Origin of the sequence: Streptomyces sp. CB00455, assembly GCF_001905445.1 — a bacterium.
In the GTDB taxonomy this organism is placed as follows: Bacteria; Actinomycetota; Actinomycetes; order Streptomycetales; family Streptomycetaceae; genus Streptomyces.
Window position 1 is genome coordinate 1,131,758 of the sequence record NZ_LIVQ01000001.1, and the last position, 22,042, is coordinate 1,153,799.

Below are 22,042 nucleotides of genomic sequence, written 5' to 3' on the forward strand. Positions count from 1 at the left end.
GGTCCCCCTCACAGGGTGCGCAGGGCGCGGTCGAGGACGCGGACGCCGAAGTGGAGGGCGTCGACGGGCACCCGCTCGTCCACGCCGTGGAAGAGGGACCAGTAGTCGAAGCCGGGCGGCAGCTTCAGGGGGGAGAAGCCGTAACCGGTGATGCCGAGGCGGGAGAACTGCTTGGCGTCGGTGCCGCCCGCCATGCAGAAGGGCACCACGTGGGCGTCCGGATCGAAGTGCTCGACGGACTCGCGCAGGATCCGGTACGTCCGCCCGTCCACGGGCGCTTCGAGGGCGATCTCCCGGTGCTGGAACTCCCAGCGCACGTCCGGGCCGGTCAGTTCGTCCAGGGTGGCGATGAACTCGGCCTCACCGCCTGGCAACGTCCGCCCGTCCACGTAGGCGGTGGCCTGCCCGGGGATCACGTTCAGTTTGTAACCGGCGCTGAGCATGGTCGGGTTGGCGCTGTTGCGTACGGTCGCCTCGACCAGCGCGGCGGCCGGCCCGAGCCGGCCGAGCAGGGCGTCGAGGTCGAAGCCGGGTGCGCGCGGATCCACCGGCAGGCCCTGCAAGGCGGCGAGTTCGGTGAGGCAGGCGACGACGGTGCCGGTGAGCCGGACGGGCCACTCGTGGGCGCCGATCCGGGCCACGGCGGCGGCGAGGCGGCTGACCGCATTGGCCTTGTTGGGCTTGGACCCGTGGCCGGCGGTGCCGTGGGCGGTCAGCTTCAGCCAGGCGGTGCCGCGTTCGCCGGCGGCGATCGGGTAGAGGGCCCGGCCCGGCGCGGTGTGCACGGTGAAGGCACCGGATTCGCCGATCCCCTCCGTACAGCCCTCGAAGAGGTGCGGGTGGCGGTCGGCGAGGAAGCCGGAGCCGTCGACCGCGCTGTCTTCTTCGTCCGCCGTGAAGGCGACCACGATGTCGCGGCGCGGTTTCACGCCGGCCCGCGCCCAGGCGCGTACGACGGCGAGCACCATCGCGTCCGTGTTCTTCATGTCGACGGCTCCGCGGCCCCACACCACGCCGTCACGGACCTCGCCCGAGAAGGGGTCCGCGCTCCAGTCGGCGGCTTCGGCCGGGACCACGTCGAGGTGGCCGTGGACCAGGAGCGCCTCGGCAGTGGGGTCGGCGCCCTCGACACGGGCCACGACGTTGGTCCGGCCGGGGGTGCGTTCGAGCAGCACCGGTTCCAGCCCGGCGGCGGCGAGACGCTCGGCGGCGTATTCGGCGGCGGGCCGTTCCCGGCAGTCGCCGCCGCCGCGGTTGGTGGTGTCGATCCTGATGAGGCCGGAGGTGAACTCGACCACCTCGTCCAGGGCTGTGCGGTCCACGGCGTCGACCGGGACCTCGCTGGTGACTGTGTGCATGTCAGCCATACTGCTCCTCCACGGCTGCCGAGACGACCGTCGTGACCGCCTTGAAGGTCCGGATCCCCTCGTACATCGTCCGGCTGGTGTAGGAAATCCTGCGCTCGCCGCAGCGCTCGGCGCCCGGGACGACGGTGGCGGCCATCGCCAGGTGCTCGGCGTCGAACTCCAGCTCCACGGTGAAGGGGCCGCCGCGCACGGGTTCGCGCCGTACCGCGAGGGCCGTGGCCTCCTTGGCCGCGGCGCGGATGTCGGCGGCGGTGCGGGCGGGCGTCCGGCACACGGCGGCGTAGCGCGAGACGTGGTCCTTGACCGCGACGGTCACCGCACGGGGGGCGTAGCCGGCGGCGTCGAGGCAGGTCAGGTTGTCGCCGGTGACAAGGATGACCGGAACGCCGTACTCGGCCACGACATGGGCGTTGAGCAGTCCCTCGCTGGCGCGCACCCCGTTGACCCAGACGCCGGTGATCGAGTTGGCAAGGTAGGTGTGGGCGAGGACGCCCTCGGAGCCGGCCCCGGTGTGGTAGCCGACGAAGGCGATCCCGTCGACGTCCCCGTGCTGGACGCCTTCGACCATGGAGAGCGACTTGTGGCGGCCGGTGAGCATCTCGACGCGGGCGTCGAGGTGTTCCAGGAGCAGGTTGCGCATGGTCCAGTGGGCCTCGTTGACGAGCACCTGGTCGGCGCCGCCGTCGTAGAAGCCGAGGACGGCGGCGTTGACGTCGGAGGTGAACATCGACCGGCAGCGCTCCCACTGCGGGGTCCCGGGCAGGACGTCCGCGGGCCAGGTGACGCCGGTGGCGCCCTCCATGTCGGCGGAGATGAGGATCTTCATCGGGCCCCCGGGCGGTCTGGTGCACGCGGTCGGTCGCGCGCGGTCGCCGCACCGCCCGCGCGCGTGGTCGTTTCGTACGCACGCGGCCGGTCGGTCCCGCGCACGCGCGTCCGCACGCGCAGCGGCAGCACGCGCGGGCCCAGACTAGCCCTCCGTCCCCCCGCGGGCCCGGGGCCACGCCCCGGGGCGTACGGCGGATCGGGCCGGCGCGCCCGCGCAGGCTCTCGGGTGCGCGCCGGCGGCGGCCGCCGGCCGGGTGGGTCCACCCGTGCGGGCGGGACCGGGCGTCCGGCCCCGCCGTCCACGGGTTTGCTCAGCGCTCGACTTGCGCGGCCAGGTTGGCCAGCACGGTGTCGTAGATCCGGCCGAGGCCCTTGGGCGCGAAGGTGCGCTCGAAGAAGCCGCCGATGCCGCCGGCGCCGTTCCACACGGTGGTGACCACGGCCCTGGCCTTGCCCTCGCCGGCCGGGGTGACGGTCCAGGTGGTGACCATGGAGGAGTTGCGGTCCTTCTCCACCAGCTGGCCGTCGGTGGGCTCGGTGACCTCCAGCAGGCAGTCGCGCACGCGCTTGCTGGTGGCCTGGAGCTTCCAGTGCACGAGGGTCCCCTCGCCGTCGCCGCCCTCGCGCACCTCGTACTCGCTGAAGTGCTCGGGCAGCAGCTTGCCCCGGGTCCCGGTGTAGTCCGCCAGCGCGTCGAACACGGTCTCCGCGTCGGCCGCGATGATCCGCTCCGTGGTGGCCTCGACCTGCGCCATAGCTGTTCCTCCAGCAGTTGTGATCGCTCGTCACGGCGAAGCCAACCACCTCCGGCCCGGGCGCCCAAATCCGGACCGGGCGCGGGCACGCGGCCCGCGCCGGTCGCCCGTCGCGCCCCCCGCGCGCCCGCGGGGAGGGGTCCTGGGCGGCCGCGCCGCGACGAGGTACCGCGGGAGGCCGTCCGCCCCCGCCCCGCCCCACTGACCAGCACGTTCCCCGGGGCGCACGATCATGGGAACGTTTGTTCTATTCTCGACGGGAGCTACCGAGGGAGGCGCTCATGCGCTGGGACAACCTGACCGACGACGACGCCGGGAACACGCCGGGCGGCCCGGTCGCCGGACCGGCCGCGCTCTTCGGGGCCGGCGCCGTCGTCACCCGCACGATCGACACCCCGGAGTTCCGGGGAATCACGTTCCACGAGGTGAGGGCCCGGTCGATCGTCAACCGGGTGCCCGGAGCCTCGCGCATGCCGTTCGAATGGACGGTCAACCCCTACCGGGGGTGCAGCCACGCCTGTGTCTACTGCTTCGCGCGCAAGACCCACAGCTACCTCGACCTCGACACCGGCCTCGGCTTCGATTCCCAGATCGTCGTCAAGACCAACGCCCCCGACCTGCTGCGCCGAGAGCTCGGCTCGCGCCGCTGGACCGGCGCCCACATCGCCATGGGCACCAATGTCGACTGCTACCAGCGCGCCGAGGGCCGCTACCGCCTGATGCCCGGGATCATCGAGGCGCTGCGCGACCACGCCAACCCCTTCTCGATCCTCACCAAGGGCACGCTGATCCTGCGCGACCTGCCCCTCCTCCAGCAGGCCGCCGCGGTCACCGACGTCGGGATCTGCGTCTCCGTCGGCTTCACCGACCCCGGCCTGTGGCGGACGGTGGAACCCGGGACGCCCTCCCCCGCCGCCCGGCTGAACGCCATACGGACCCTGACCGACGCGGGCATCGAGTGCGGGGTGCTGATGGCCCCGGTGATCCCCTTCCTCGGGGACGCCCCGGAGCAGCTGCGGGAGACCGTCCGGTCCGTCGCCGCCTCCGGCGCCACCTCCGTGACACCCCTGGTACTCCATCTGCGGCCGGGCGCCCGCGAGTGGTTCACCGCCTGGCTGGCACAGCGCCACCCGCACCTCGTGGAGCGCTACGAACGGATGTACGCGGGCGGCTCGTACGCGCCCACCTGGTACCAGCGGCAGATCACCCGCCAAGTCCACCAGCTGGCGGCCGAATTCGGCATCGGGCCGAACGGTCGCGGGACGGCCCGCCGGATCACGGCTCCCGAACGGCCCGCGGCCCGGGCGGCGCGGCCCGGGGCCGCCGGACCGACGCAGCTCAGCCTCCTCTGACCCCGCGGGAGGGGCAGCGGGTCATCACATCGGGCCAATGCGGGGCCCAATCCCGCCTTCCAGGCGAGGTTTCCGGGACGATTCCGCCCAGAACCCTCGGCTGGGAGGCCCCATGCTGCACCCCGTGAAGAAGCGCGCCGCTGTCCTGCTGTCCCTTTCCACCGTCGCCGCCGTCCTCGCGGGGCCGGTCGCCGCCGCCCCGGCCGCGCCCGCCCCGCGGCAGGCCGCCGCGTTGCACTGGACGGGCTGCGCGACGACCCGCTATCCCTCGCTCCAGTGCGCCTCCCTCCAGGTCCCCCTCGACCACGCCCGGCCCGCCGGACGCCGGATCACCCTCGCCCTGACCCGGGTCCCGCACACCGCCGCCACCTCCCAGGGGCCGCTGCTGGTCAATCCGGGCGGCCCCGGCGGCAGCGGCCGCTCCCTCGCCGGCTTCGTCGCCTCGGCGCTGCCCAAGGACGTGGCCGCCCAGTACGACGTCATCGGCTTCGACCCCCGGGGCGTCGGCCGCAGCGAGCCCGCCCTCGACTGCGCGGCCGGCCACTTCGCCTCCGCGCGGCCCGACTCGGTACCGCGCGACGCGGCCACGGAGCGGGCCAACCTGGAGCGGGTGCGGTCCTTCGCCGAGTCGTGCGGGGCCAAGTACGCGGATGTGCTGCCGTACATCGACACCGTCTCGGCCGCCCGCGACCTCGAAGTGCTGCGCACCGCCCTCGGCGCCCCGCGGATCAGCTACTTCGGCTACTCCTACGGGACCTACCTGGGCGCGGTGTACGCCAAGCTCCACCCGGGCCGGGTGCACCGGCTCGTCCTGGACTCCGTGGTCGACCCGGACGGGGTCTGGTACGAGGACAACCTCGCGCAGGACCGGGCCTTCGACGCCCGCCACAAGGCGTTCCTGGCCTGGGTCGCGAAGTACAACGCCACCTACCGGCTCGGCACCGACCCGCAGGAGGTCGAGGAGCGCTGGTACGCGATGCGCGACGCCCTGCGCGGGGCGCCGGCGGGCGGGAAGGTCGGGCCGGCCGAGCTGGAGGACACCTACATGCCGGGCGGCTACTACAACGGCTACTGGCCGAGCCTGGCCGAGGCCTTCGCGGCGTACGCGGTGAAGGGCGACCCGGCGCCGCTGGTGTCGGCCTACGAGCGCTTCGGCGCGGTGGAACCCTCCGCCGGCAACGGCTACAGCGTCTACATGGCGGTGCAGTGCCGGGACTCGGCCTGGCCGAAGAACTGGAACCAGTGGCGCGCGGACATGTGGCGCACGCACGCCGCGGCTCCCTTCATGACCTGGAACAACGCCTGGTACAACGCCCCGTGCGCGTTCTGGCCGGCCCAGCCGCTGCGGGCCGTGGACGTGACCAACGACGGCCTGCCGCCCGCGCTGCTGCTCCAGGCGACGGAGGACGCGGCGACCCCCTTCGGCGGTGCGCTCGGCATGCGGGACAGGCTGAAGGGGGCGGCCCTGGTCGTCGAGGAGGGCGGCGGCAACCACGGCGTCGCGCTCAGCGGCAACAAGTGCCTCGACGCGAAGGTGTCGGCGTACCTGCGGACGGGTGAGGCGGCGGACGCGACGTGCCCGGCGCAGGAGGCGCCCGAGCCGACGGCCGCGACCCGCGCGGTCCCGTCCTCGGCGGGCGGCGCGGCCCTGCACGGCCTGCTCGGCTTCCGCGGATGATCTTCGGCGGGCAGGATCGGGGCCGTGACCACTCCTGATCCCGCACCCGCGCCGGTAGCCGTACCCACATCCGCACCCGCACCCGCCGACGGACGCCTCACCCGCGTCGCCGCCCCCGAGGGCGTGAGCCCGAGTCCCCACTACAGCCACGTCGTCTGGGGGACGGGGCGGTTCGTCGCCGTCTCCGGGCAGTGCGCCCTCGACGAGAAGGGCGAGGTGGTGGGCCCGGGCGACGCCGCCGCCCAGGCCCGGCAGGTGTTCGAGAACCTGCGCCGCTGCCTGGCGGCGGCCGGGGCCGGCTTCGCCGACGTGGTGAAGCTGACGTACTTCGTCACGGACATCGGCCACCTGCCGGCCCTGCGGGCGGCCCGCGACGAGGTGATCGCCGCGGACCGCCTGCCGGCCTCCACGGCGGTTCAGGTCGGCGCCCTGTTCCGGCCGGAACTCCTGTTGGAAGTCGAGGCCTTCGCGATCGTGCCGGAGGCGCGCTAGCCGGCGATGTCCCCTAGCCGACGACGTCCACGACCGTGCCCAACGGGTTCCACCCGTGGGGGCCCGAGACGTCGCCGCCGTCGAAGAGGTACGCGCTGACGGCGGCGCCGGTTCCGGCGCCCGCGCCCGCGCCCGCGCCGGTGAGCAGGTAGTCCGCGTGTGTGTCGGCGTCGAAGTCGACGAGGTGGACCCGGGTGTGGTCGGTGGTCACGCCGGAGGCGGTGCGGCTGATGGACTGCCAGCCGCCGTGCCCGTCGCCGCCCCGGTTGACGTAGGTGGTCACCGGGCCGCCCGGGCTGATCATCCAGTAGTCGGCCCGGCCGTCGCCGTCGTAGTCGGCGAGGCGCACCCGGCTCCGGTCGGAGGTGGTTCCGGTGGCGGTCTGGCCGAGGGCGCGCCAACCGCCGCGGCCGTCGCCGCCGCGGTTGAGGAAGACGGTGACCGCGCCGCCGTCGGCGATCGTCAGGTAGTCCGCCCGGCCGTCGCCGTCCCAGTCCGCGAGGCGGACCTGCTCGCTGCGGTTCGTGGTGCCCCCCGCGACGGTGCCGAGGTCCTTCCAGCCGCCGGCGGGGTCGCCGCCGCGGTTGAGGTGGACGTTGACGGAGCCGTCGGGGCGGATCTGGAAGGATCATGGGTGTGATCGACGAGGGCTGGCTCAAGCGCGGCACTCCGGACCCGTCCGACCCGGCGAAGTACGTCATCGACATGGGCAAGGAAGTCGGAACGCAGGGCGAGAAGAAGCTGAAGATCGTGGTGGTCCCCGGGACCAACAAGATCATCACTGCCCACCCCATGTTCTAGGGAGAATCACATTGATCTGGTGTCCTCGATGCGAGCAGGGATGGGTCATCGCAGCCCGCGTGAAGGAACGTGATGACACGTTCATGGTGTGCAAGGAGTGCGACACGGTGTGGGAAGACGGTGATCCCGTAGCCAAGGCTCCTTACGTCATCCTCGAGGAATACATGGCCAGGTTCGGCAAGAGCCAGCTCTGGACGAATCTCGAACAGCTCGAGGGCTAGATCCGTCCGACGGGCGGCCGAGCGGCGGGTACCCACCTCATTGCGAGGGGTGCCCGCCGCTTCGTCCTTCCCGGGGCCGGTGCGCCCGCCGTCACCGCAGGTTGTGCAGGGCCCTGGTTGCCGCCACCGCCAGGCGGGGGTGGGACTGGGCTCGGGTCAGGACCTCGCGGGCCCGGGGGTCGGCCAGGGCGCCCAGGCCTTCGACGCAGGCCAGGGCCACGCGCCAGTACGGGTCGTGCGGGGCGAGCAGCCGGCTCAGGGTGGTGATCAGTGCCGGGGCCGACTCGGGGGCGCGCAGCGCGGTGAGCAGGCGGACGGGCTGGAGGGCGTAGGCGGTGCGCAGCGCGTTGGTCGCCAGCGCCGCCGCCGCGCGGGCGGTGCGGGGGTCGCCGAGCACGGCCAGGGCCTCGGCGGCAGCCGCGCAGCGCGGGGGGTCGCGGTGGTTGAGCAGGAGGACGAGGGGTTCGAAGGCGCGGGCGTCGCCGGCGAGACCGAGCCGGTACGCGGCCAGCTCCCGGGCCCACAGCGGCAGCCCGGTCGAGGCGAGGGAGGCGGCCAGGCCGTCGGGGGGCGCCGCCAGCAGTTCCTCGTACTCCGCCGGGGGCTCGGCGGACGGGTTCTCCGCCGCGCGTCCGGCCTCGGCCCGCAGGCGCTCCAGCACGTCGTTCACCCGGCCACTTTAGGGCGGCGCCGACGCCCCCACCGGCAGTTTTCCGCGATTGATGATCGATGATCGATGATCGGTACATTTGGGCGGTACAGGTCACATCTCCGCGCTCTGGCGCGCCAGTTACCGGCGGGTTACTGTCGCTACAACACGTACGGAGCGGCCTGGTGACGCAGCCGCCCCGTGCCAGTCGGTCCAGCACCACCCGCACCACATCCACGGCGTGACCCCGGGACAGGGTTGCGCCGCTCCGGCCCGCCGGGCTCTTGCCGCCCCGGGGCTCCTCGCCTCCGGGCCCTCGCCCACGGGCTCCCTCCGCACGGCACTCCGTACGGCATCCGCGCGCGCCGTGCGCCGCGCGCTCCCCAGTCGTCACCCTCTTCCACTGGAGTCCCTCGATGGACCGTCCGTCCAGTCACCCCACCCTCCAGACCATCGCCGTCGTCGGCCTCGGCACGATGGGCACCGGCATCGCCGAGGTCCTCGCCCGCGCCGGCCGGGAGGTCATCGGCATCGACGTCAGCGAGTCCGCCGCCCGCCGGGCCGCGGACGCCCTCGCCTCGGCCACCGCGCGCTCCGTCACCCGGGAGCGCCTCACCGAGCAGGAGCGGGCGGACGTGCTGGCCCGTTTCCGCGCCTTCACCGACCTGGGCGCCGCCGCCGAGGCCGACCTCGTCATCGAGGTCGTGCCGGAGTCCTACGAGCTCAAGCAGCAGGTGTTCCGCGAGCTCGACGCGATCGTCCGGCCCGACGCGATCCTGGCCACCGGCACGAACGCCCTGTCGGTCACCCGGCTCGCCGCCGACTCCCAGCGCCCCGAACGCGTGCTGGGCCTGCACTTCTTCAACCCGGCGCCGGCGATGAAGCTGGTCGAGGTCGTCTCCTGCGTCCTGACCTCCCCGCCGGCCGTCGAGGCCGTCACCGAACTGGCCCGTGAGCTCGGCAAGGAGCCCGTCGCCGTCGGCGACCGGCCCGGTTTCGTCGCCGACGGCCTGCTCTTCGGCTACCTGAACCAGGCCGCCGCCATGTACGAGTCGCGGTACGCCTCCCGAGAGGACATCGACGCGGCGATGCGGCTCGGCTGCGGCCTGCCCATGGGCCCGCTCGCGCTGCTCGACCTGATCGGCGTGGACACCGCGCGCACCGTCCTGGAGGCCATGTACACCTCCTCCGGCGACCGGCTGCACGCCCCTGCCCCGATCCTGGGGCACCTCGCCGAGGCGGGCCTGACCGGGCAGAAGGCCGGGCGCGGTTTCTACACCTACGAGGCACCGGGCAGCTCCAAGGTCGTCCGCGACCCGCAGAGCCCGGCGGAGGGTTCCGGCACCGGCGGGGGCCGTGCCGTCTCCTCGGTCGGCGTGGCCGGTTCGGGCACCATGGCGAGCGGGATCGCGCAGGTCTTCGCGCAGTCCGGCTACGACGTGGTCCTGGCGGCGCGCAGCCAGGAGAAGGCGGAGGCGGCGAAGGCCGCGATCGGCAGCTCCCTGGGCCGTGCGGTGGCCAAGGGCCGGCTGACGGACGAGGCGGCGGCGCAGACCCTGGCCCGGATCACGCCGGCCGGTTCGCTGGACGCCTTCGCCGGGGTGGACCTGGCCGTGGAGGCGGTGGCCGAGGACCTCGCGGTCAAGCAGGAACTGTTCGCGGCGCTGGACAAGGTCTGCAAGCCGGGCGCCGTGCTGGCCACGACCACCTCCTCGCTGCCGGTGATCGCGGTGGCCCGCGTGACGTCGCGCCCGCAGGACGTGATCGGCATGCACTTCTTCAACCCGGCCCCGGCCATGAAGCTGGTCGAGGTGGTCCGCACCGTCCTGACCGCCGACGACGTGCACGCCACGGTCCGCGAGATCTGCGTGAAGGTGCGCAAGCACCCGGTGGACTGCGGGGACCGGGCGGGCTTCATCGTGAACGCGCTGCTGTTCCCCTACCTCAACAACGCGATCAAGATGGTCGAGCAGCACTACGCCAGCCTCGACCAGATCGACGCGGCGATGAAGCTGGGCGGCGGCTACCCGATGGGTCCCTTCGAGCTCCTCGACGTGGTCGGCCTCGACGTCTCGCTGGCCATCGAGAAGGTGCTCCACAAGGAGTTCCGCGACCCGGGCCTGGCCCCGTCCCCGCTGCTGGAGCACCTGGTGGCGGCGGGCTGCCTGGGGCGGAAGACCGGTCGCGGATTCCGTGAGTACGCCGCCCGCCGGTAATCCCCGGCCGGGCCACGAACCGGATGCGTGGGGAGGGCTCCTCGGGCCCGCCGGACCAGTACGGCGGGCGAACCCTCCCGGCGAGCACTGTGTGCCCAGTGCCTGCCCTCCCCCGCATCCACCCCCGCCCCACCCCCCTCGGGCGCGGTCCTCCCCGCGGATGAAGTACGTTCGCACTATGTCCCAGCCCGCCAAGCCCTCGCCCCGTGCCTCATCGGCCTCCGACGCGCCGGAGAGCACGGCCGGCACCAAGGCGGCCGCGCAGCGGCTCAAGATGCGCAGGGAGCTGGCGGCGGCGGCCATGGAGCTGTTCGCGACCAAGGGGTACGAGGCGACGACGGTCGACGAGATCGCCGCGACCGCCGGGGTGGCCCGCCGGACCTTCTTCCGGCACTTCCGGTCCAAGGAAGAGGCCATCTTCCCGGACCACGACGACACCCTGACCCGCGCCGAGGCGGTCCTCGACGTCGCCCCGGCGCACGAGCACCCGCTCGACACGGTGTGCCGCGGGATCAAGGAAGTCATGAAGATGTACGCCGCCTCGCCGGCGGTGTCGGTGGAGCGCTACCGGCTGACCCGCGAGGTGCCGGCGCTGCGGGAGCGGGAGATCGCCTCGGTGGCCCGCTACGAGCGGCTGTTCACCCGCTATCTGCTGGCGCACTTCGACGAGCAGGACCACCACGCCGGCAACGACGACCCGCTGCTCGCCGAGGTCGCCGCCTCGGCGGTGGTCACCGCCCACAACCACGTCCTGCGGCGCTGGCTGCGGGCGGGCGGGGAGGGCGACGTGGAGGCGCAGCTGGACCACGCCTTCTCCATCGTGCGCAAGACCTTCGGCACGGGGATCGGCGCGGGCCGTACCCTGGGCACGCCGCCCGCCGCGCCCGCCGAGGTGCGCACCCGGGGCGAGGTCCTGGTGGCGGTGGCCCGGACGGACGCTCCGCTGGACGAGGTCATGCGGACCATCGAAGAGGCCCTGCGCACCAGGTAGCCGGTCGCGCGCACACCATCCGGCGACATCCGTCACAGCGGCCGCCCCCGACCACGGGGGCGGCCGTTTCCGTATGTCCAAGTTGCCCCTACTCGCGGGTAACTCTGATCGATCATCGCTCATCTGCGCAGGTCAATAGGCAAATGAGAGAAACTTTTGGCACGCGGTGCCTTGCTAGGTGACACGGGGTGCCATACGTTGAATCTTGTCCGGATGTCCCCGCGACCCACGCCCACTCGGCACGGAACGCGCCCCGGATGCCTGCGTCACCAGGCCCAGCACGCCCCACCACAGGCGTCGCCAGCACGACCGCACAGCCGGACCGACGGCACGCCGCCCCACCCGCCCACACGCACGCAAACGCGTATCCCCCAGCGCACCCTCATCAGCGCCAAGCCGGAGGCTCTACCGTGAAGGACATCCTGGACGCGATCCAGTCGCAGGCCGCGACGGCCGCCGACTACGCGGCCCTGCCGCTCCCCGACTCCTACCGCGCGATCACCGTGCACAAGGACGAGGCGGAGATGTTCGCCGGGCTCACCACCCGCGAGAAGGACCCGCGCAAGTCCCTGCACCTCGACCAGGTCCCGGTCCCCGAACTGGGACCCGGCGAGGCGCTGGTGGCCGTCATGGCCTCCTCCGTCAACTACAACTCCGTGTGGACCTCGATCTTCGAGCCGGTGTCCACCTTCAGCTTCCTGGAGCGCTACGGGCGCCTGTCGGAGCTCAGCAAGCGCCACGACCTCCCGTACCACGTCATCGGCTCCGACCTCGCGGGCGTCGTCCTGCGCACCGGCCCGGGCGTCAACGCCTGGCAGCCGGGCGACGAGGTCGTCGCCCACTGCCTCTCGGTCGAGCTGGAGTCCTCCGACGGCCACAACGACACGATGCTCGACCCCGAGCAGCGCATCTGGGGCTTCGAGACGAACTTCGGCGGCCTCGCGGAGATCGCGCTGGTCAAGTCGAACCAGCTGATGCCCAAGCCCGGCCACCTCAGCTGGGAGGAGGCCGCCTCCCCCGGCCTGGTGAACTCCACCGCCTACCGCCAGCTGGTCTCCCGCAACGGCGCCGGCATGAAGCAGGGCGACAACGTCCTGATCTGGGGCGCCAGCGGCGGCCTCGGCTCGTACGCCACCCAGTTCGCGCTGGCCGGCGGCGCCAACCCGATCTGCGTGGTCTCCAGCCCCGAGAAGGCGGACATCTGCCGCGCGATGGGCGCGACGGCGGTCATCGACCGCAACGCCGAGGGCTACAAGTTCTGGAAGGACGAGCACACCCAGGACCCCAAGGAGTGGAAGCGCTTCGGCAAGCGCATCCGCGAGCTGACCGGCGGCGAGGACATCGACATCGTCTTCGAGCACCCCGGCCGCGAGACCTTCGGTGCGAGCGTCTACGTCACCCGCAAGGGCGGCACCATCACCACCTGCGCCTCGACCTCGGGCTACATGCACGAGTACGACAACCGCTACCTGTGGATGTCGCTCAAGCGGATCATCGGTTCGCACTTCGCGAACTACCGCGAGGCGTGGGAGGCCAACCGCCTGATCGCCAAGGGCAAGATCCACCCCACCCTGTCGAAGGTCTACTCCCTGGAGGAGACCGGCCAGGCCGCCTACGACGTCCACCGCAACCTCCACCAGGGCAAGGTCGGCGTCCTCGCGCTGGCACCCGAGGAGGGCCTGGGCGTGCGCGACCACGAGCTGCGGGCCGAGCACCTCGACGCGATCAACCGTTTCCGGAACGTCTGAGACCGGTCAAGGGCCAAAGGGACAGCCTGAGATGACAGAGCGCCAGAAGGACCGTCCGTGGCTCATGCGGACGTACGCCGGCCACTCCACGGCCGAGGCGTCCAACGAGCTGTACCGCCGCAACCTCGCCAAGGGCCAGACCGGCCTGTCGGTCGCCTTCGACCTGCCGACACAGACCGGCTACGACCCCGACCACATCCTCGCCCGCGGCGAGGTCGGCCGGGTCGGGGTCCCGGTCTCGCACCTGGGCGACATGCGGCGGCTGTTCCAGGACATCCCCCTGGAGCAGATGAACACCTCGATGACGATCAACGCCACGGCCATGTGGCTGCTGGCGCTCTACCAGGTGGCCGCCGAGGAGCAGGGCGCCGACGTCTCCCGGCTCCAGGGCACCACGCAGAACGACATCGTCAAGGAGTACCTCTCCCGCGGGACGCACGTCTTCCCGCCGGGGCCCTCGCTCCGCCTGACGACGGACATGATCGCGTACACGGTCAACCACATCCCGAAGTGGAACCCGATCAACATCTGCTCCTACCACCTCCAGGAGGCCGGAGCCACCCCGGTCCAGGAGATCTCGTACGCGATGTCGACCGCGATCGCGGTGCTGGACTCTGTCCGCGACTCGGGCCAGGTGCCCGAGGAGCGCTTCGGCGAAGTGGTGGCCCGGATCTCCTTCTTCGTGAACGCGGGCGTCCGCTTCATCGAGGAGATGTGCAAGATGCGCGCCTTCGGCCGCATCTGGGACAAGGTCACCCGCGAGCGGTACGGCATCGAGGACGACAAGCAGCGGCGCTTCCGCTACGGCGTCCAGGTCAACTCCCTGGGCCTGACCGAGGCGCAGCCGGAGAACAACGTCCAGCGCATCGTGCTGGAGATGCTGGCCGTGACCCTCTCCAAGGACGCCCGCGCCCGCGCCGTGCAGCTGCCCGCCTGGAACGAGGCGCTGGGCCTGCCCCGGCCCTGGGACCAGCAGTGGTCGCTGCGCATCCAGCAGGTCCTGGCACACGAGAGCGACCTGCTGGAGTACGAGGACATCTTCGCCGGCTCCCACGTCATCGAGGCGAAGGTCGACTCCCTGGTGACCGAGTGCCTGGCGGAGATCGACCGGATCCAGGAGATGGGCGGCGCGATGGCCGCCGTCGAGTCCGGCTACCTGAAGTCCCAGCTGGTCTCCTCGCACGCCGAGCGGCGGGCGCGGATCGAGGCGGGCGAGGACAAGATCGTCGGCGTGAACTGCTTCCAGCAGACCGAGGAGAACCCGCTCACCGCCGACCTGGACGGCGCCATCATGACGGTCGACGCTGCGGTGGAGGCGCTGACCGTGGAGCGCATCGGCCGCTGGCGGCAGGAGCGGCAGGAGTCCTCCGACCGGCAGGGGAACGGCGACCCCTTCGTCTTCCCCACCACGCAGCAGGCCCTGGAACGCCTCAAGGAGGCCGCGGCGGGCACCGAGAACCTGATGGAGGCCACCCTGGAGTGCGCCAGGGCGGGTGTCACCACCGGGGAGTGGGCGAACGCGCTGCGCGAGGTGTTCGGCGAGTTCCGCGCCCCGACCGGGGTCTCCTCGGCTCCGGTGGCGGTCACCGCCGAGGCGGGCACGCCGATGGCCCTGGTCCGCGAGAAGGTCGCCCGTACGGCCGAGGAGCTCGGCTCGGGCCGGCTGCGCCTGCTGGTCGGCAAGCCCGGCCTGGACGGGCACTCCAACGGCGCCGAGCAGATCGCCGTCCGGGCCCGCGACGCGGGCTTCGAAGTGGTCTACCAGGGCATCCGGCTGACGCCGCAGGAGATCTCCTCGGCGGCACTGGCCGAGGACGTGCACTGCGTGGGACTGTCCATCCTGTCCGGCTCGCACAGCGCGCTCGTCCCGGATGTCCTGGAGCGCCTGCGTACCGCGGGGGCGGGTGACATCCCCGTCATCGTCGGAGGCATCATTCCGAACGCCGACGCCGTGACGCTCAAGGCCGCCGGAGTCGCCGCGGTCTTCACTCCCAAGGACTTCGGCATCACGGAGATCATCGGCCGTATCGTCGACGAGATCCGCAAGGCCAACAAGCTCCACCCGCTCGACAACACCGCAATCGCTGCAAGCTCGGAGGTCCCCGCATGACCACGCCCGTCCACCCGGTGAACCGTCTCCGCCCGCGCCGCTCCTGCCTCGCGGTCCCCGGGTCGAACCCGCGCTTCCTGGAGAAGGCCCAGGGCCTGCCGGCCGACCAGGTCTTCCTCGACCTGGAGGACGCCTGCGCCCCGCTCGCCAAGGAGGGCGCCCGCCACACGATCGTGGACGCGCTGAACAACGGCGACTGGACGGGCAAGACCCGGGTGGTGCGCGTCAACGACTGGACCACCCACTGGACGTACCGCGACGTCATCACCGTCGTCGAGGGCGCCGGGCAGAACCTCGACTGCATCATGCTGCCGAAGGTCCAGGACGCCCAGCAGATCGTGGCGCTGGACCTCCTGCTGACCCAGATCGAGAAGACGATGGGCTTCGAGGTCGGCAAGATCGGCATCGAGGCGCAGATCGAGAACGCCAAGGGCCTGGTGAACGTCGACGAGATCGCCGCGGCGTCCCCCCGGCTGGAGACCATCATCTTCGGCCCGGCCGACTTCATGGCCTCGATCAACATGAAGACGCTGGTCGTGGGCATGCAGCCGCCCGGCTACGGCGCGGACGCCTACCACTACATCCTGATGCGGATCCTGATGGCGGCCCGCACCCACAACCTCCAGGCCATCGACGGCCCCTTCCTCCAGATCCGCGACGTGGACGCCTACCGCGAGGTGGCCGGCCGGGCGGCGGCGCTGGGCTTCGACGGCAAGTGGGTGCTGCACCCCGGCCAGGTCGACGCGGCGAACGAGGTCTTCTCCCCCTCGCAGGAGGACTACGACCACGCCGAGCTGATCCTCGACGCCTACGACTGGTGCACCTCCGAGGCCGGCGGCAAGAAGGGCTCGGCGATGCTCGGCGACGAGATGATCGACGAGGCCAGTCGCAAGATGGCCCTGGTCATCGCGGGCAAGGGCCGCGCCGCGGGCATGCAGCGCACCAGCAAGTTCGAGATCCCGGAGGCCTGAGCGCCATGCAGTTCGGACGCACGTACGAAGAGTTCGAGGTCGGGGCGGTCTACAAGCACTGGCCCGGAAAAACGGTCACCGAGTACGACGACCACCTCTTCTGTCTGCTGACCATGAACCACCACCCGCTCCACATGGACAGCAACTACGCCGAGAACACGACCGACTTCGGCAAGAACGTGGTCGTGGGCAATTACATCTACTCGCTGCTGCTGGGCATGTCCGTCCCGGACGTCTCCGGCAAGGCGATCGCCAACCTGGAGATCGAGTCGCTGCGGCACGTGGCCCCGACCTTCCACGGCGACACCCTCTACGGCGAGACCACGGTCCTCGACAAGACGCCGTCGAAGTCGAAGGACGACCGCGGCATCGTCTACGTGGAGACCAAGGGCTACAAGCAGGACGGCACCCTCGTCTGCGTCTTCCGGCGCAAGGTGATGGTCCCGACCGAGACGTACATCAAGGAGCGCGGCGGCGAGCAGCCCGGCCGGCCCACGCTGAAGGAACAGGGGAAGTAGCCATGGCCCGACTCGCCCAGACCGCCGGGCTCAACGACGTCCAGCGGGAGATCCTCAAGACCGTCCGGGAGTTCGTCGACAAGGAGATCATCCCGGTCGCGACCCAGCTGGAGCACCGCGACGAGTACCCCCAGGACATCGTCGACGGCCTCAAGGAGCTCGGCCTCTTCGGGCTGATGATCCCGGAGGAGTACGGCGGCCTGGGTGAGTCGCTCCTCACCTACGCCCTGTGCGTCGAGGAGATCGCGCGTGGCTGGATGTCCGTCTCGGGCATCATCAACACGCACTTCATCGTGGCGTACATGCTCAAGCAGCACGGCACGCAGGAGCAGAAGGACCACTTCCTGCCCCGTATGGCGCTGGGCGAGGTGCGGGGCGCGTTCTCGATGTCCGAGCCCGCGCTGGGCTCGGACGTGTCGGCCATCACGTCCAAGGCGGTGAAGGACGGCGACGAGTACGTCCTGAACGGCCAGAAGATGTGGCTGACCAACGGCGGCACGTCCACTCTGGTGGCCGTTCTGGTCCGGAGTGACGAAGGACACCCCGAGGGCACGGCGCCCCACAAGTCGATGACGACCTTCCTCGTCGAGAAGGAGCCGGGCTTCGGTGAGGTGCGTCCGGGCCTGACCATTCCGGGCAAGATCGACAAGATGGGCTACAAGGGCGTCGACACGACCGAGCTCATCATGGACGGACTGCGCATTCCGGCCAATCGGGTCCTCGGGGGCCAGACGGGCCGAGGGTTTTACCAAATGATGGACGGGGTCGAGGTCGGGCGGGTCAACGTGGCGGCCCGTGGCTGCGGCGTCGCACAGCGTGCCTTCGAGCTGGGCGTCTCGTATGCCCAGCAACGTCACACTTTCGGCAAGGCGATCGCCGAGCACCAGGCCATCCAGTTCAAGCTGGCCGAAATGGCTACCAAGGTCGAAGCCGCCCATGCCATGATGGTCAATGCAGCACGCAAAAAGGACTCTGGGGAACGAAACGACCTCGAAGCGGGGATGGCGAAGTACCTCGCCTCCGAGTACTGCAAGGAGGTGGTGGAGGACGCCTTCCGTATCCATGGCGGATACGGGTTCTCCAAGGAGTACGAGATCGAGCGCCTTTACCGCGAGGCCCCGATGCTGCTGATCGGTGAAGGTACCGCCGAGATCCAGAAAATGATCATCGGGCGACGCCTGCTGGAGGAGTACCGGCTCCAGGGCTGAAAGTACCTTTTGCGGCGGATCATCCACTGGTCCGTCGCAGAAGTGTCACTGGCAGTCACTGGCCGACGGCCATCGACTCGGCTTCTGGCTTGCCCAGTTGTTGCGCGCAACCGATAGCATTCCAGTAAAGCCGCCGTCCCGTCCCCCTGTTTGCGGCGCGGCAATCACCCGCTACGAAGGTCATCCATGCCCCACAGCCAAACCTCTGCACCTCGCGACAGCCTCCTTGGCGTACGCCTCGCGCGCGGAGCATCGCCGTGGCTTCTGCCGACCGTCGCCACCGCGGCGCTCAGCCTCACCCGGGCTCGCAAGTCCGGGCGCTGGGCCGCGGCGGCCGTGCCCGTCACCGCGCTCGCGGCGGGCATGCTGTGGTTCTTCCGCGACCCCGAGCGTGAGATCGCCCAGGGCCGGGTCATCTCGCCCGCCGACGGTGTGGTGCAGAGCATCATGCCGTGGAAGGACGGCCGGACCCGGGTCGCGATCTTCATGAGCCCGCTGAACGTCCACGTCAACCGTGCACCCCTCGCCGGCACGGTGACGTCCGTGGAGCACATCCCCGGCGGATTCGTTCCGGCGTTCAACAAGGAGAGCGAGAACAACGAGCGCGTTGTCTGGCACTTCGACACCGAGCTCGGCGACATCGAGATGGTGCAGATCGCCGGCGCCGTCGCCCGGCGCATCGTCCCGTACCTCCCGGCCGGCACCAAGGTCGAGCAGGGCGAGCGCATCGGTCTGATCCGCTTCGGCTCCCGCGTCGACATCTACCTTCCCGAGGGTGTCGAGGTCGCGGTCGAGGTCGGGCAGGCCACCACCGCGGGGGTGACCCGAATTGACCGTGACTGACCCCGAGACTCCCGCCACGCCGTCGGGCGGGTGGGTGCCCGAGCCCGCCGAGGAGGAGTCCGCCGAGGACGACATGCCGCTCTCGCTGCGGCTGTCGATAGCGGACACGCTCACCCTCGGCAACGCGACGTGCGGATTCATGGCGGTGTACTTCACCACCACAGGGATCCTCATCCCGCACCTCACCGGCAGCGGGGAATCGGGCATGGCCCGGCACAGCGCCGCGACGGCGGTGATACTGATGCTGCTCGCCGCGGTCTTCGACCTCTTCGACGGCATCGTGGCCCGCAAGCTGCGCAGCTCGCCGATGGGCGCCGAACTGGACAACCTGTCCGACCTGATCAGCTTCGGCCTGGCTCCCGCCTACTTCGTGCTCGTCTACGGCATGGTCGCCGACGACGCGCACCAGAAGGTGTCGGCGCTGGCCGCGATCGTGGTGCTGCTGGCCGTGGTGCTCAGGCTGGCCAGATTCAGCTGCGTGACGATGAAGGACGGCATGTTCCAGGGCATGCCGAGCCCCTTCGGCGCCCTCACGGTCGTCTCCGTCGTCCTGCTGGAGCTGCCCTTCCCGCCCACGCTGCTGGCGATCGTGGGCGTGGCCTGGCTGATGGTGAGCCGGGTCGAGTACCCCAAGCCGCGGGGCGTCCTCGCGGTGGCGATGCTCAGCTGGATCGTCGGTGCGATGGGACTGCTGGCGGCCTGGGCCTTCGACGCTCCGGGCGGCCAGCTGCTGCTCCAGACGGGCTGTGCGCTCCAGATCGCCCTGGCGGCGACCATCCCGCTGTTCGCCACGACCCGTCGGGCGAACACCTTCCGCCACAACCGTCGTGAGGCCCGCGCCGCGACGCCGCGCTGACCACACGCTCCCGAAGGCCCCGGATGCACTCCGCATCCGGGGCCTTCGTGCTGCCGGCCGGCGCCGCCGGACGCTGACCCTGCGACGCCTCCGAGGCCTCCGACGCGCCGTGGGGCGTTAGCCTTGATGTCGGAAAACCGCCAGCCGACAGGGGGCCGGGGCCGGATCCTGGAGCCATGCACACCGATACCGAGCGTTGCGTCAGAGCCGTGCGGTCGAAGGACGCCCGCTTCGACGGCTGGTTCTTCACCGCCGTCCTGACCACCCGGATCTACTGCCGGCCGAGCTGCCCCGCCGTGCCGCCCAAGGTCGAGAACATGACCTTCCTGCCCAGCGCCGCCGCCTGCCAGCAGGCCGGTTTCCGGGCCTGCAAGCGGTGCCGGCCCGACACCAGCCCGGGCTCCCCCGAGTGGAACGCCCGCGCCGACGCCGTGGCCCGCGCCATGCGGCTGATCCAGGACGGGGTCGTCGACCGGGAGGGCGTGCCGGGACTCGCCGCCCGCCTCGGCTACTCCGCCCGCCAGGTGGAACGGCAGCTCGGCGCCGAGCTCGGCGCCGGTCCGCTGGCCCTCGCCCGGGCCCAGCGCGCCCAGACCGCCCGGCTGCTCATCGAGACCTCGGAGCTCCCGATGGGCGACGTGGCCTTCGCCGCCGGATTCTCCTCCATCCGCACTTTCAACGACACCGTGCGCGAGGTCTACGCCCTCTCGCCGAGCGCACTGCGCGAGCGGGCGGTCAAGGCCAGCCTCCGGAAGAACGCGCAGCCCCGGATCCCGGGGACGATCAGCCTCCGGCTGCCGTTCCGGGCGCCCCTCAACCCCGACAACCTCTTCGGCCACCTGGCGGCGACCGCCGTCCCCGGCGTCGAGGAGTGGCGGGACGGCGCCTACCGCCGCACCCTGCGCCTGCCCTACGGCACCGGGATCGTCGCCCTGACCCCCCAGCCGGACCACATCGGCTGCCGGCTGGCCCTGACCGACCTGCGCGATCTGACCATCGCCATCAGCCGCTGCCGCTGGATGCTCGACCTCGACGCCGATCCCGAGGCCGTCGACGAGCAGCTGCGCGCCGACCCGCTGCTGGCCCCGGTCGTGGACAAGGCCCCGGGGCGCCGGGTTCCCCGTACGGTCGACGCGGCGGAGTTCGCCGTACGGGCCGTACTGGGCCAGCAGGTGTCCACGGCGGCGGCGCGTACCCACGCGGCCCGGCTGGTCGCCGCGCACGGCGAACCCGTCGAGGACCCGCTGGGCGGCCTCACCCACCTCTTCCCCTCCCCGCAGGCCCTCGCCGGGGTGGATCCGGAGTCCCTGGCCATGCCGCGCAGCCGTCGGACCACCTTCACCACACTGGTCGCGGCGCTGGCGGACGGCTCGCTCCCGCTCGGCATCGACAGCGACTGGGAGGCGGCCCGGTCCCGGCTCTGCGCGCTGCCGGGCTTCGGCCCGTGGACCACCGAGATCATCGCGATGCGCGCGCTCGGCGACCCGGACGCCTTCCTGCCGTCGGATCTGGGCGTGCGCCGGGCGGCGAAGGGGATCGGCCTGCCGTCCACCCCGGCCGCCCTGACCGCCCGCGCGGTCGGCTGGCGGCCCTGGCGCGCCTACGCCGTCCAGTACCTGTGGGCCACGGACGCCCACCCCATCAACCACCTGCCCGCCTGAAAGGCCCCCGGACCATGAACCGCACGACCACGAACGGCCCGACCGCGCACCGCCCGATGACGGGCGACCAGATGACGGGCGGCCCGATCACGGGCGGCCCGAGCGGGACGGACCGGAACGGGACGGACCCGAGCCCGATGGGCCCGACCGCGACCGGCGCGCACGCGACCCGCCCGGCCGCGACCCGCCCGGCCGCCGCCCGCGGCGGTCTGCACGTGCGGACCGTGCACCTCGCCCGCAAGCAGCACACCGTCGTCGACAGCCCCTACGGCCCGCTCACCGTCGTCGCCACGGACGGCGTCCTCAGCGGCCTCTACATGACCGGCCAGCGCCACCGCCCCGCCGAGGAGTCCTTCGGGGAGCGGGTCGCCGCCTGCGAGGAGCCCTTCCCCGAGGTGGCGCGGCAGCTGACCGCCTACTTCGCCGGGGAGCTCACCTCTTTCGACCTGCCGCTCCGGCTGGAGGGCACCGACTTCCAGCGGCGCGTGTGGGACCAGCTGGTGCGGATTCCCTACGGCGAGACGTGGTCGTACGGGAAGCTCGCGGCCGAGCTGGGCCGGCCGACGGCCTCGCGCGCCGTGGGACTGGCGAACGGGAAGAACCCGGTCGGGATCATCGTGCCGTGCCACCGGGTGATCGGGGCCTCCGGCGCCATGACCGGATACGGCGGCGGGGTGGAGCGCAAGGTGCGGCTGCTGGCCTTCGAAGCGGGCGCCCGGCAGCTCTGAGGCCGGCGCGTGGAGGGGCAAGGGGGTGCCGTGCAGGTCGGGCCGGCCC

General features: G+C 71.7%; 21 protein-coding genes. 16 read left to right on the plus strand and 5 right to left on the minus strand.

The genetic code is table 11. The features are described from left to right. Positions 1–8: 8 nt before the first annotated feature. The 3 genes from AMK16_RS05185 to AMK16_RS05195 form a co-directional block, all read right to left on the minus strand. Positions 9–1,358, minus strand: coding sequence for a M20/M25/M40 family metallo-hydrolase (locus tag AMK16_RS05185; protein WP_107417048.1), 1,350 nt, complete (start codon positions 1,356–1,358; stop codon positions 9–11). 1 nt (position 1,359) lies between these two features. After that, complete coding sequence (locus AMK16_RS05190; protein WP_073909102.1) at positions 1,360–2,193, minus strand: M55 family metallopeptidase; 834 nt, start codon at positions 2,191–2,193, stop codon at positions 1,360–1,362. A gap of 313 nt (positions 2,194–2,506) precedes the next feature. Continuing rightward, positions 2,507–2,950, minus strand: a complete 444-nt coding sequence (locus tag AMK16_RS05195) for an SRPBCC family protein (RefSeq protein WP_073909105.1) — start codon at positions 2,948–2,950, stop codon at positions 2,507–2,509. 281 nt (positions 2,951–3,231) lie between these two features. Between AMK16_RS05195 and AMK16_RS05200 the strand changes: the two genes are divergently transcribed. The 3 genes from AMK16_RS05200 (at position 3,232) to AMK16_RS05210 (ending at position 6,472) form a co-directional block, all read left to right on the plus strand. Beyond that, on the plus strand, positions 3,232–4,302 hold the full coding sequence (locus AMK16_RS05200; RefSeq protein WP_073909107.1) for an Rv2578c family radical SAM protein: 1,071 nt from the start codon (positions 3,232–3,234) through the stop codon (positions 4,300–4,302). A gap of 112 nt (positions 4,303–4,414) precedes the next feature. Further along, on the plus strand, positions 4,415–5,980 hold the full coding sequence (locus tag AMK16_RS05205; RefSeq protein ID WP_107417049.1) for an alpha/beta hydrolase: 1,566 nt from the start codon (positions 4,415–4,417) through the stop codon (positions 5,978–5,980). Between the two features lie 123 nt (positions 5,981–6,103). Further along, complete coding sequence (locus AMK16_RS05210; protein ID WP_073910543.1) at positions 6,104–6,472, plus strand: RidA family protein; 369 nt, start codon at positions 6,104–6,106, stop codon at positions 6,470–6,472. A gap of 13 nt (positions 6,473–6,485) precedes the next feature. On the opposite strand, the gene AMK16_RS36160 is transcribed toward AMK16_RS05210, so the two are convergent. Next, positions 6,486–7,091 (minus strand): FG-GAP-like repeat-containing protein, encoded by a 606-nt coding sequence (locus AMK16_RS36160; RefSeq protein WP_143196795.1) that lies wholly within the window; start codon positions 7,089–7,091, stop codon positions 6,486–6,488. A gap of 11 nt (positions 7,092–7,102) precedes the next feature. On the opposite strand from AMK16_RS36160, the gene AMK16_RS36165 reads away from it, so the two are divergent. Both AMK16_RS36165 and AMK16_RS36170 read left to right on the plus strand, forming a co-directional pair. Continuing rightward, entirely contained in the window at positions 7,103–7,273 is a 171-nt protein-coding gene (locus AMK16_RS36165) for a hypothetical protein (RefSeq protein WP_158071208.1), read from the plus strand. Positions 7,274–7,332: 59 nt separating this feature from the next. Beyond that, entirely contained in the window at positions 7,333–7,494 is a 162-nt protein-coding gene (locus AMK16_RS36170) for a hypothetical protein (RefSeq protein ID WP_158071209.1), read from the plus strand. A 91-nt stretch (positions 7,495–7,585) separates the two neighbouring features. Here the strand turns inward: AMK16_RS36170 and AMK16_RS05225 are convergent, their stop codons facing one another. Continuing rightward, positions 7,586–8,164, minus strand: coding sequence for an adenylosuccinate lyase (locus tag AMK16_RS05225; RefSeq protein WP_073909113.1), 579 nt, complete (start codon positions 8,162–8,164; stop codon positions 7,586–7,588). A 395-nt stretch (positions 8,165–8,559) separates the two neighbouring features. On the opposite strand from AMK16_RS05225, the gene AMK16_RS05230 reads away from it, so the two are divergent. From AMK16_RS05230 to AMK16_RS05280, 11 genes are all read left to right on the plus strand, one after another. Next, a complete protein-coding gene (locus AMK16_RS05230) occupies positions 8,560–10,359 on the plus strand; it encodes a 3-hydroxyacyl-CoA dehydrogenase family protein (RefSeq protein ID WP_073909116.1) in 1,800 nt (599 codons plus the stop codon). 178 nt (positions 10,360–10,537) lie between these two features. Beyond that, positions 10,538–11,350, plus strand: a complete 813-nt coding sequence (locus AMK16_RS05235) for a TetR family transcriptional regulator (RefSeq protein WP_199885345.1) — start codon at positions 10,538–10,540, stop codon at positions 11,348–11,350. A 410-nt stretch (positions 11,351–11,760) separates the two neighbouring features. Beyond that, complete coding sequence (gene ccrA, locus AMK16_RS05240) at positions 11,761–13,098, plus strand: crotonyl-CoA carboxylase/reductase (RefSeq protein ID WP_073909121.1); 1,338 nt, start codon at positions 11,761–11,763, stop codon at positions 13,096–13,098. 31 nt (positions 13,099–13,129) lie between these two features. Beyond that, positions 13,130–15,208 (plus strand): protein meaA, encoded by a 2,079-nt coding sequence (locus tag AMK16_RS05245; RefSeq protein WP_073909124.1) that lies wholly within the window; start codon positions 13,130–13,132, stop codon positions 15,206–15,208. Continuing rightward, a complete protein-coding gene (locus tag AMK16_RS05250; RefSeq protein ID WP_073909127.1) occupies positions 15,205–16,179 on the plus strand; it encodes an HpcH/HpaI aldolase/citrate lyase family protein in 975 nt (324 codons plus the stop codon). Before AMK16_RS05245 ends, AMK16_RS05250 begins: the two co-directional genes overlap by 4 nt. 5 nt (positions 16,180–16,184) lie before the next feature. Beyond that, positions 16,185–16,697, plus strand: coding sequence for a MaoC family dehydratase (locus tag AMK16_RS05255; RefSeq protein ID WP_073909130.1), 513 nt, complete (start codon positions 16,185–16,187; stop codon positions 16,695–16,697). Positions 16,698–16,699: 2 nt separating this feature from the next. Then, a complete protein-coding gene (locus AMK16_RS05260) occupies positions 16,700–17,905 on the plus strand; it encodes an acyl-CoA dehydrogenase family protein (RefSeq protein WP_073909133.1) in 1,206 nt (401 codons plus the stop codon). A 186-nt stretch (positions 17,906–18,091) separates the two neighbouring features. Further along, on the plus strand, positions 18,092–18,748 hold the full coding sequence (locus tag AMK16_RS05265; RefSeq protein ID WP_073909135.1) for a phosphatidylserine decarboxylase: 657 nt from the start codon (positions 18,092–18,094) through the stop codon (positions 18,746–18,748). After that, the gene (gene pssA / locus AMK16_RS05270) at positions 18,735–19,604 is read left to right on the plus strand and encodes a CDP-diacylglycerol--serine O-phosphatidyltransferase (RefSeq protein ID WP_107417051.1); all 870 of its coding nucleotides are present in this window, start codon (positions 18,735–18,737) and stop codon (positions 19,602–19,604) included. The genes AMK16_RS05265 and pssA overlap by 14 nt, the downstream gene beginning before the upstream one ends. Before the next feature lie 176 nt (positions 19,605–19,780). Beyond that, positions 19,781–21,265 carry an AlkA N-terminal domain-containing protein gene (locus AMK16_RS05275; RefSeq protein WP_073909141.1) on the plus strand — a complete coding sequence of 495 codons (1,485 nt, stop codon included), beginning with the start codon at positions 19,781–19,783 and terminating at the stop codon, positions 21,263–21,265. A 224-nt stretch (positions 21,266–21,489) separates the two neighbouring features. Continuing rightward, positions 21,490–21,993, plus strand: a complete 504-nt coding sequence (locus AMK16_RS05280; protein ID WP_073910546.1) for a methylated-DNA--[protein]-cysteine S-methyltransferase — start codon at positions 21,490–21,492, stop codon at positions 21,991–21,993. Positions 21,994–22,042: the final 49 nt, after the last annotated feature.

Excerpts from the sequence above, each read along its gene's own strand:
- AMK16_RS05185 (WP_107417048.1), bottom strand. The coding sequence starts at position 1,358 with ATGCACACAGTCACCAGCGAGGTCCCGGTCGACGCCGTGGACCGCACA.
- AMK16_RS05190 (WP_073909102.1), bottom strand. The coding sequence starts at position 2,193 with ATGAAGATCCTCATCTCCGCCGACATGGAGGGCGCCACCGGCGTCACC.
- AMK16_RS05195 (WP_073909105.1), bottom strand. The coding sequence starts at position 2,950 with ATGGCGCAGGTCGAGGCCACCACGGAGCGGATCATCGCGGCCGACGCG.
- AMK16_RS05200 (WP_073909107.1), top strand. The coding sequence starts at position 3,232 with ATGCGCTGGGACAACCTGACCGACGACGACGCCGGGAACACGCCGGGC.
- AMK16_RS05205 (WP_107417049.1), top strand. The coding sequence starts at position 4,415 with ATGCTGCACCCCGTGAAGAAGCGCGCCGCTGTCCTGCTGTCCCTTTCC.
- AMK16_RS36165 (WP_158071208.1), top strand. The coding sequence starts at position 7,103 with ATGGGTGTGATCGACGAGGGCTGGCTCAAGCGCGGCACTCCGGACCCG.
- AMK16_RS05230 (WP_073909116.1), top strand. The coding sequence starts at position 8,560 with ATGGACCGTCCGTCCAGTCACCCCACCCTCCAGACCATCGCCGTCGTC.
- AMK16_RS05235 (WP_199885345.1), top strand. The coding sequence starts at position 10,538 with ATGTCCCAGCCCGCCAAGCCCTCGCCCCGTGCCTCATCGGCCTCCGAC.
- AMK16_RS05245 (WP_073909124.1), top strand. The coding sequence starts at position 13,130 with ATGACAGAGCGCCAGAAGGACCGTCCGTGGCTCATGCGGACGTACGCC.
- AMK16_RS05250 (WP_073909127.1), top strand. The coding sequence starts at position 15,205 with ATGACCACGCCCGTCCACCCGGTGAACCGTCTCCGCCCGCGCCGCTCC.
- AMK16_RS05255 (WP_073909130.1), top strand. The coding sequence starts at position 16,185 with ATGCAGTTCGGACGCACGTACGAAGAGTTCGAGGTCGGGGCGGTCTAC.
- AMK16_RS05260 (WP_073909133.1), top strand. The coding sequence starts at position 16,700 with ATGGCCCGACTCGCCCAGACCGCCGGGCTCAACGACGTCCAGCGGGAG.
- AMK16_RS05265 (WP_073909135.1), top strand. The coding sequence starts at position 18,092 with ATGCCCCACAGCCAAACCTCTGCACCTCGCGACAGCCTCCTTGGCGTA.
- AMK16_RS05275 (WP_073909141.1), top strand. The coding sequence starts at position 19,781 with ATGCACACCGATACCGAGCGTTGCGTCAGAGCCGTGCGGTCGAAGGAC.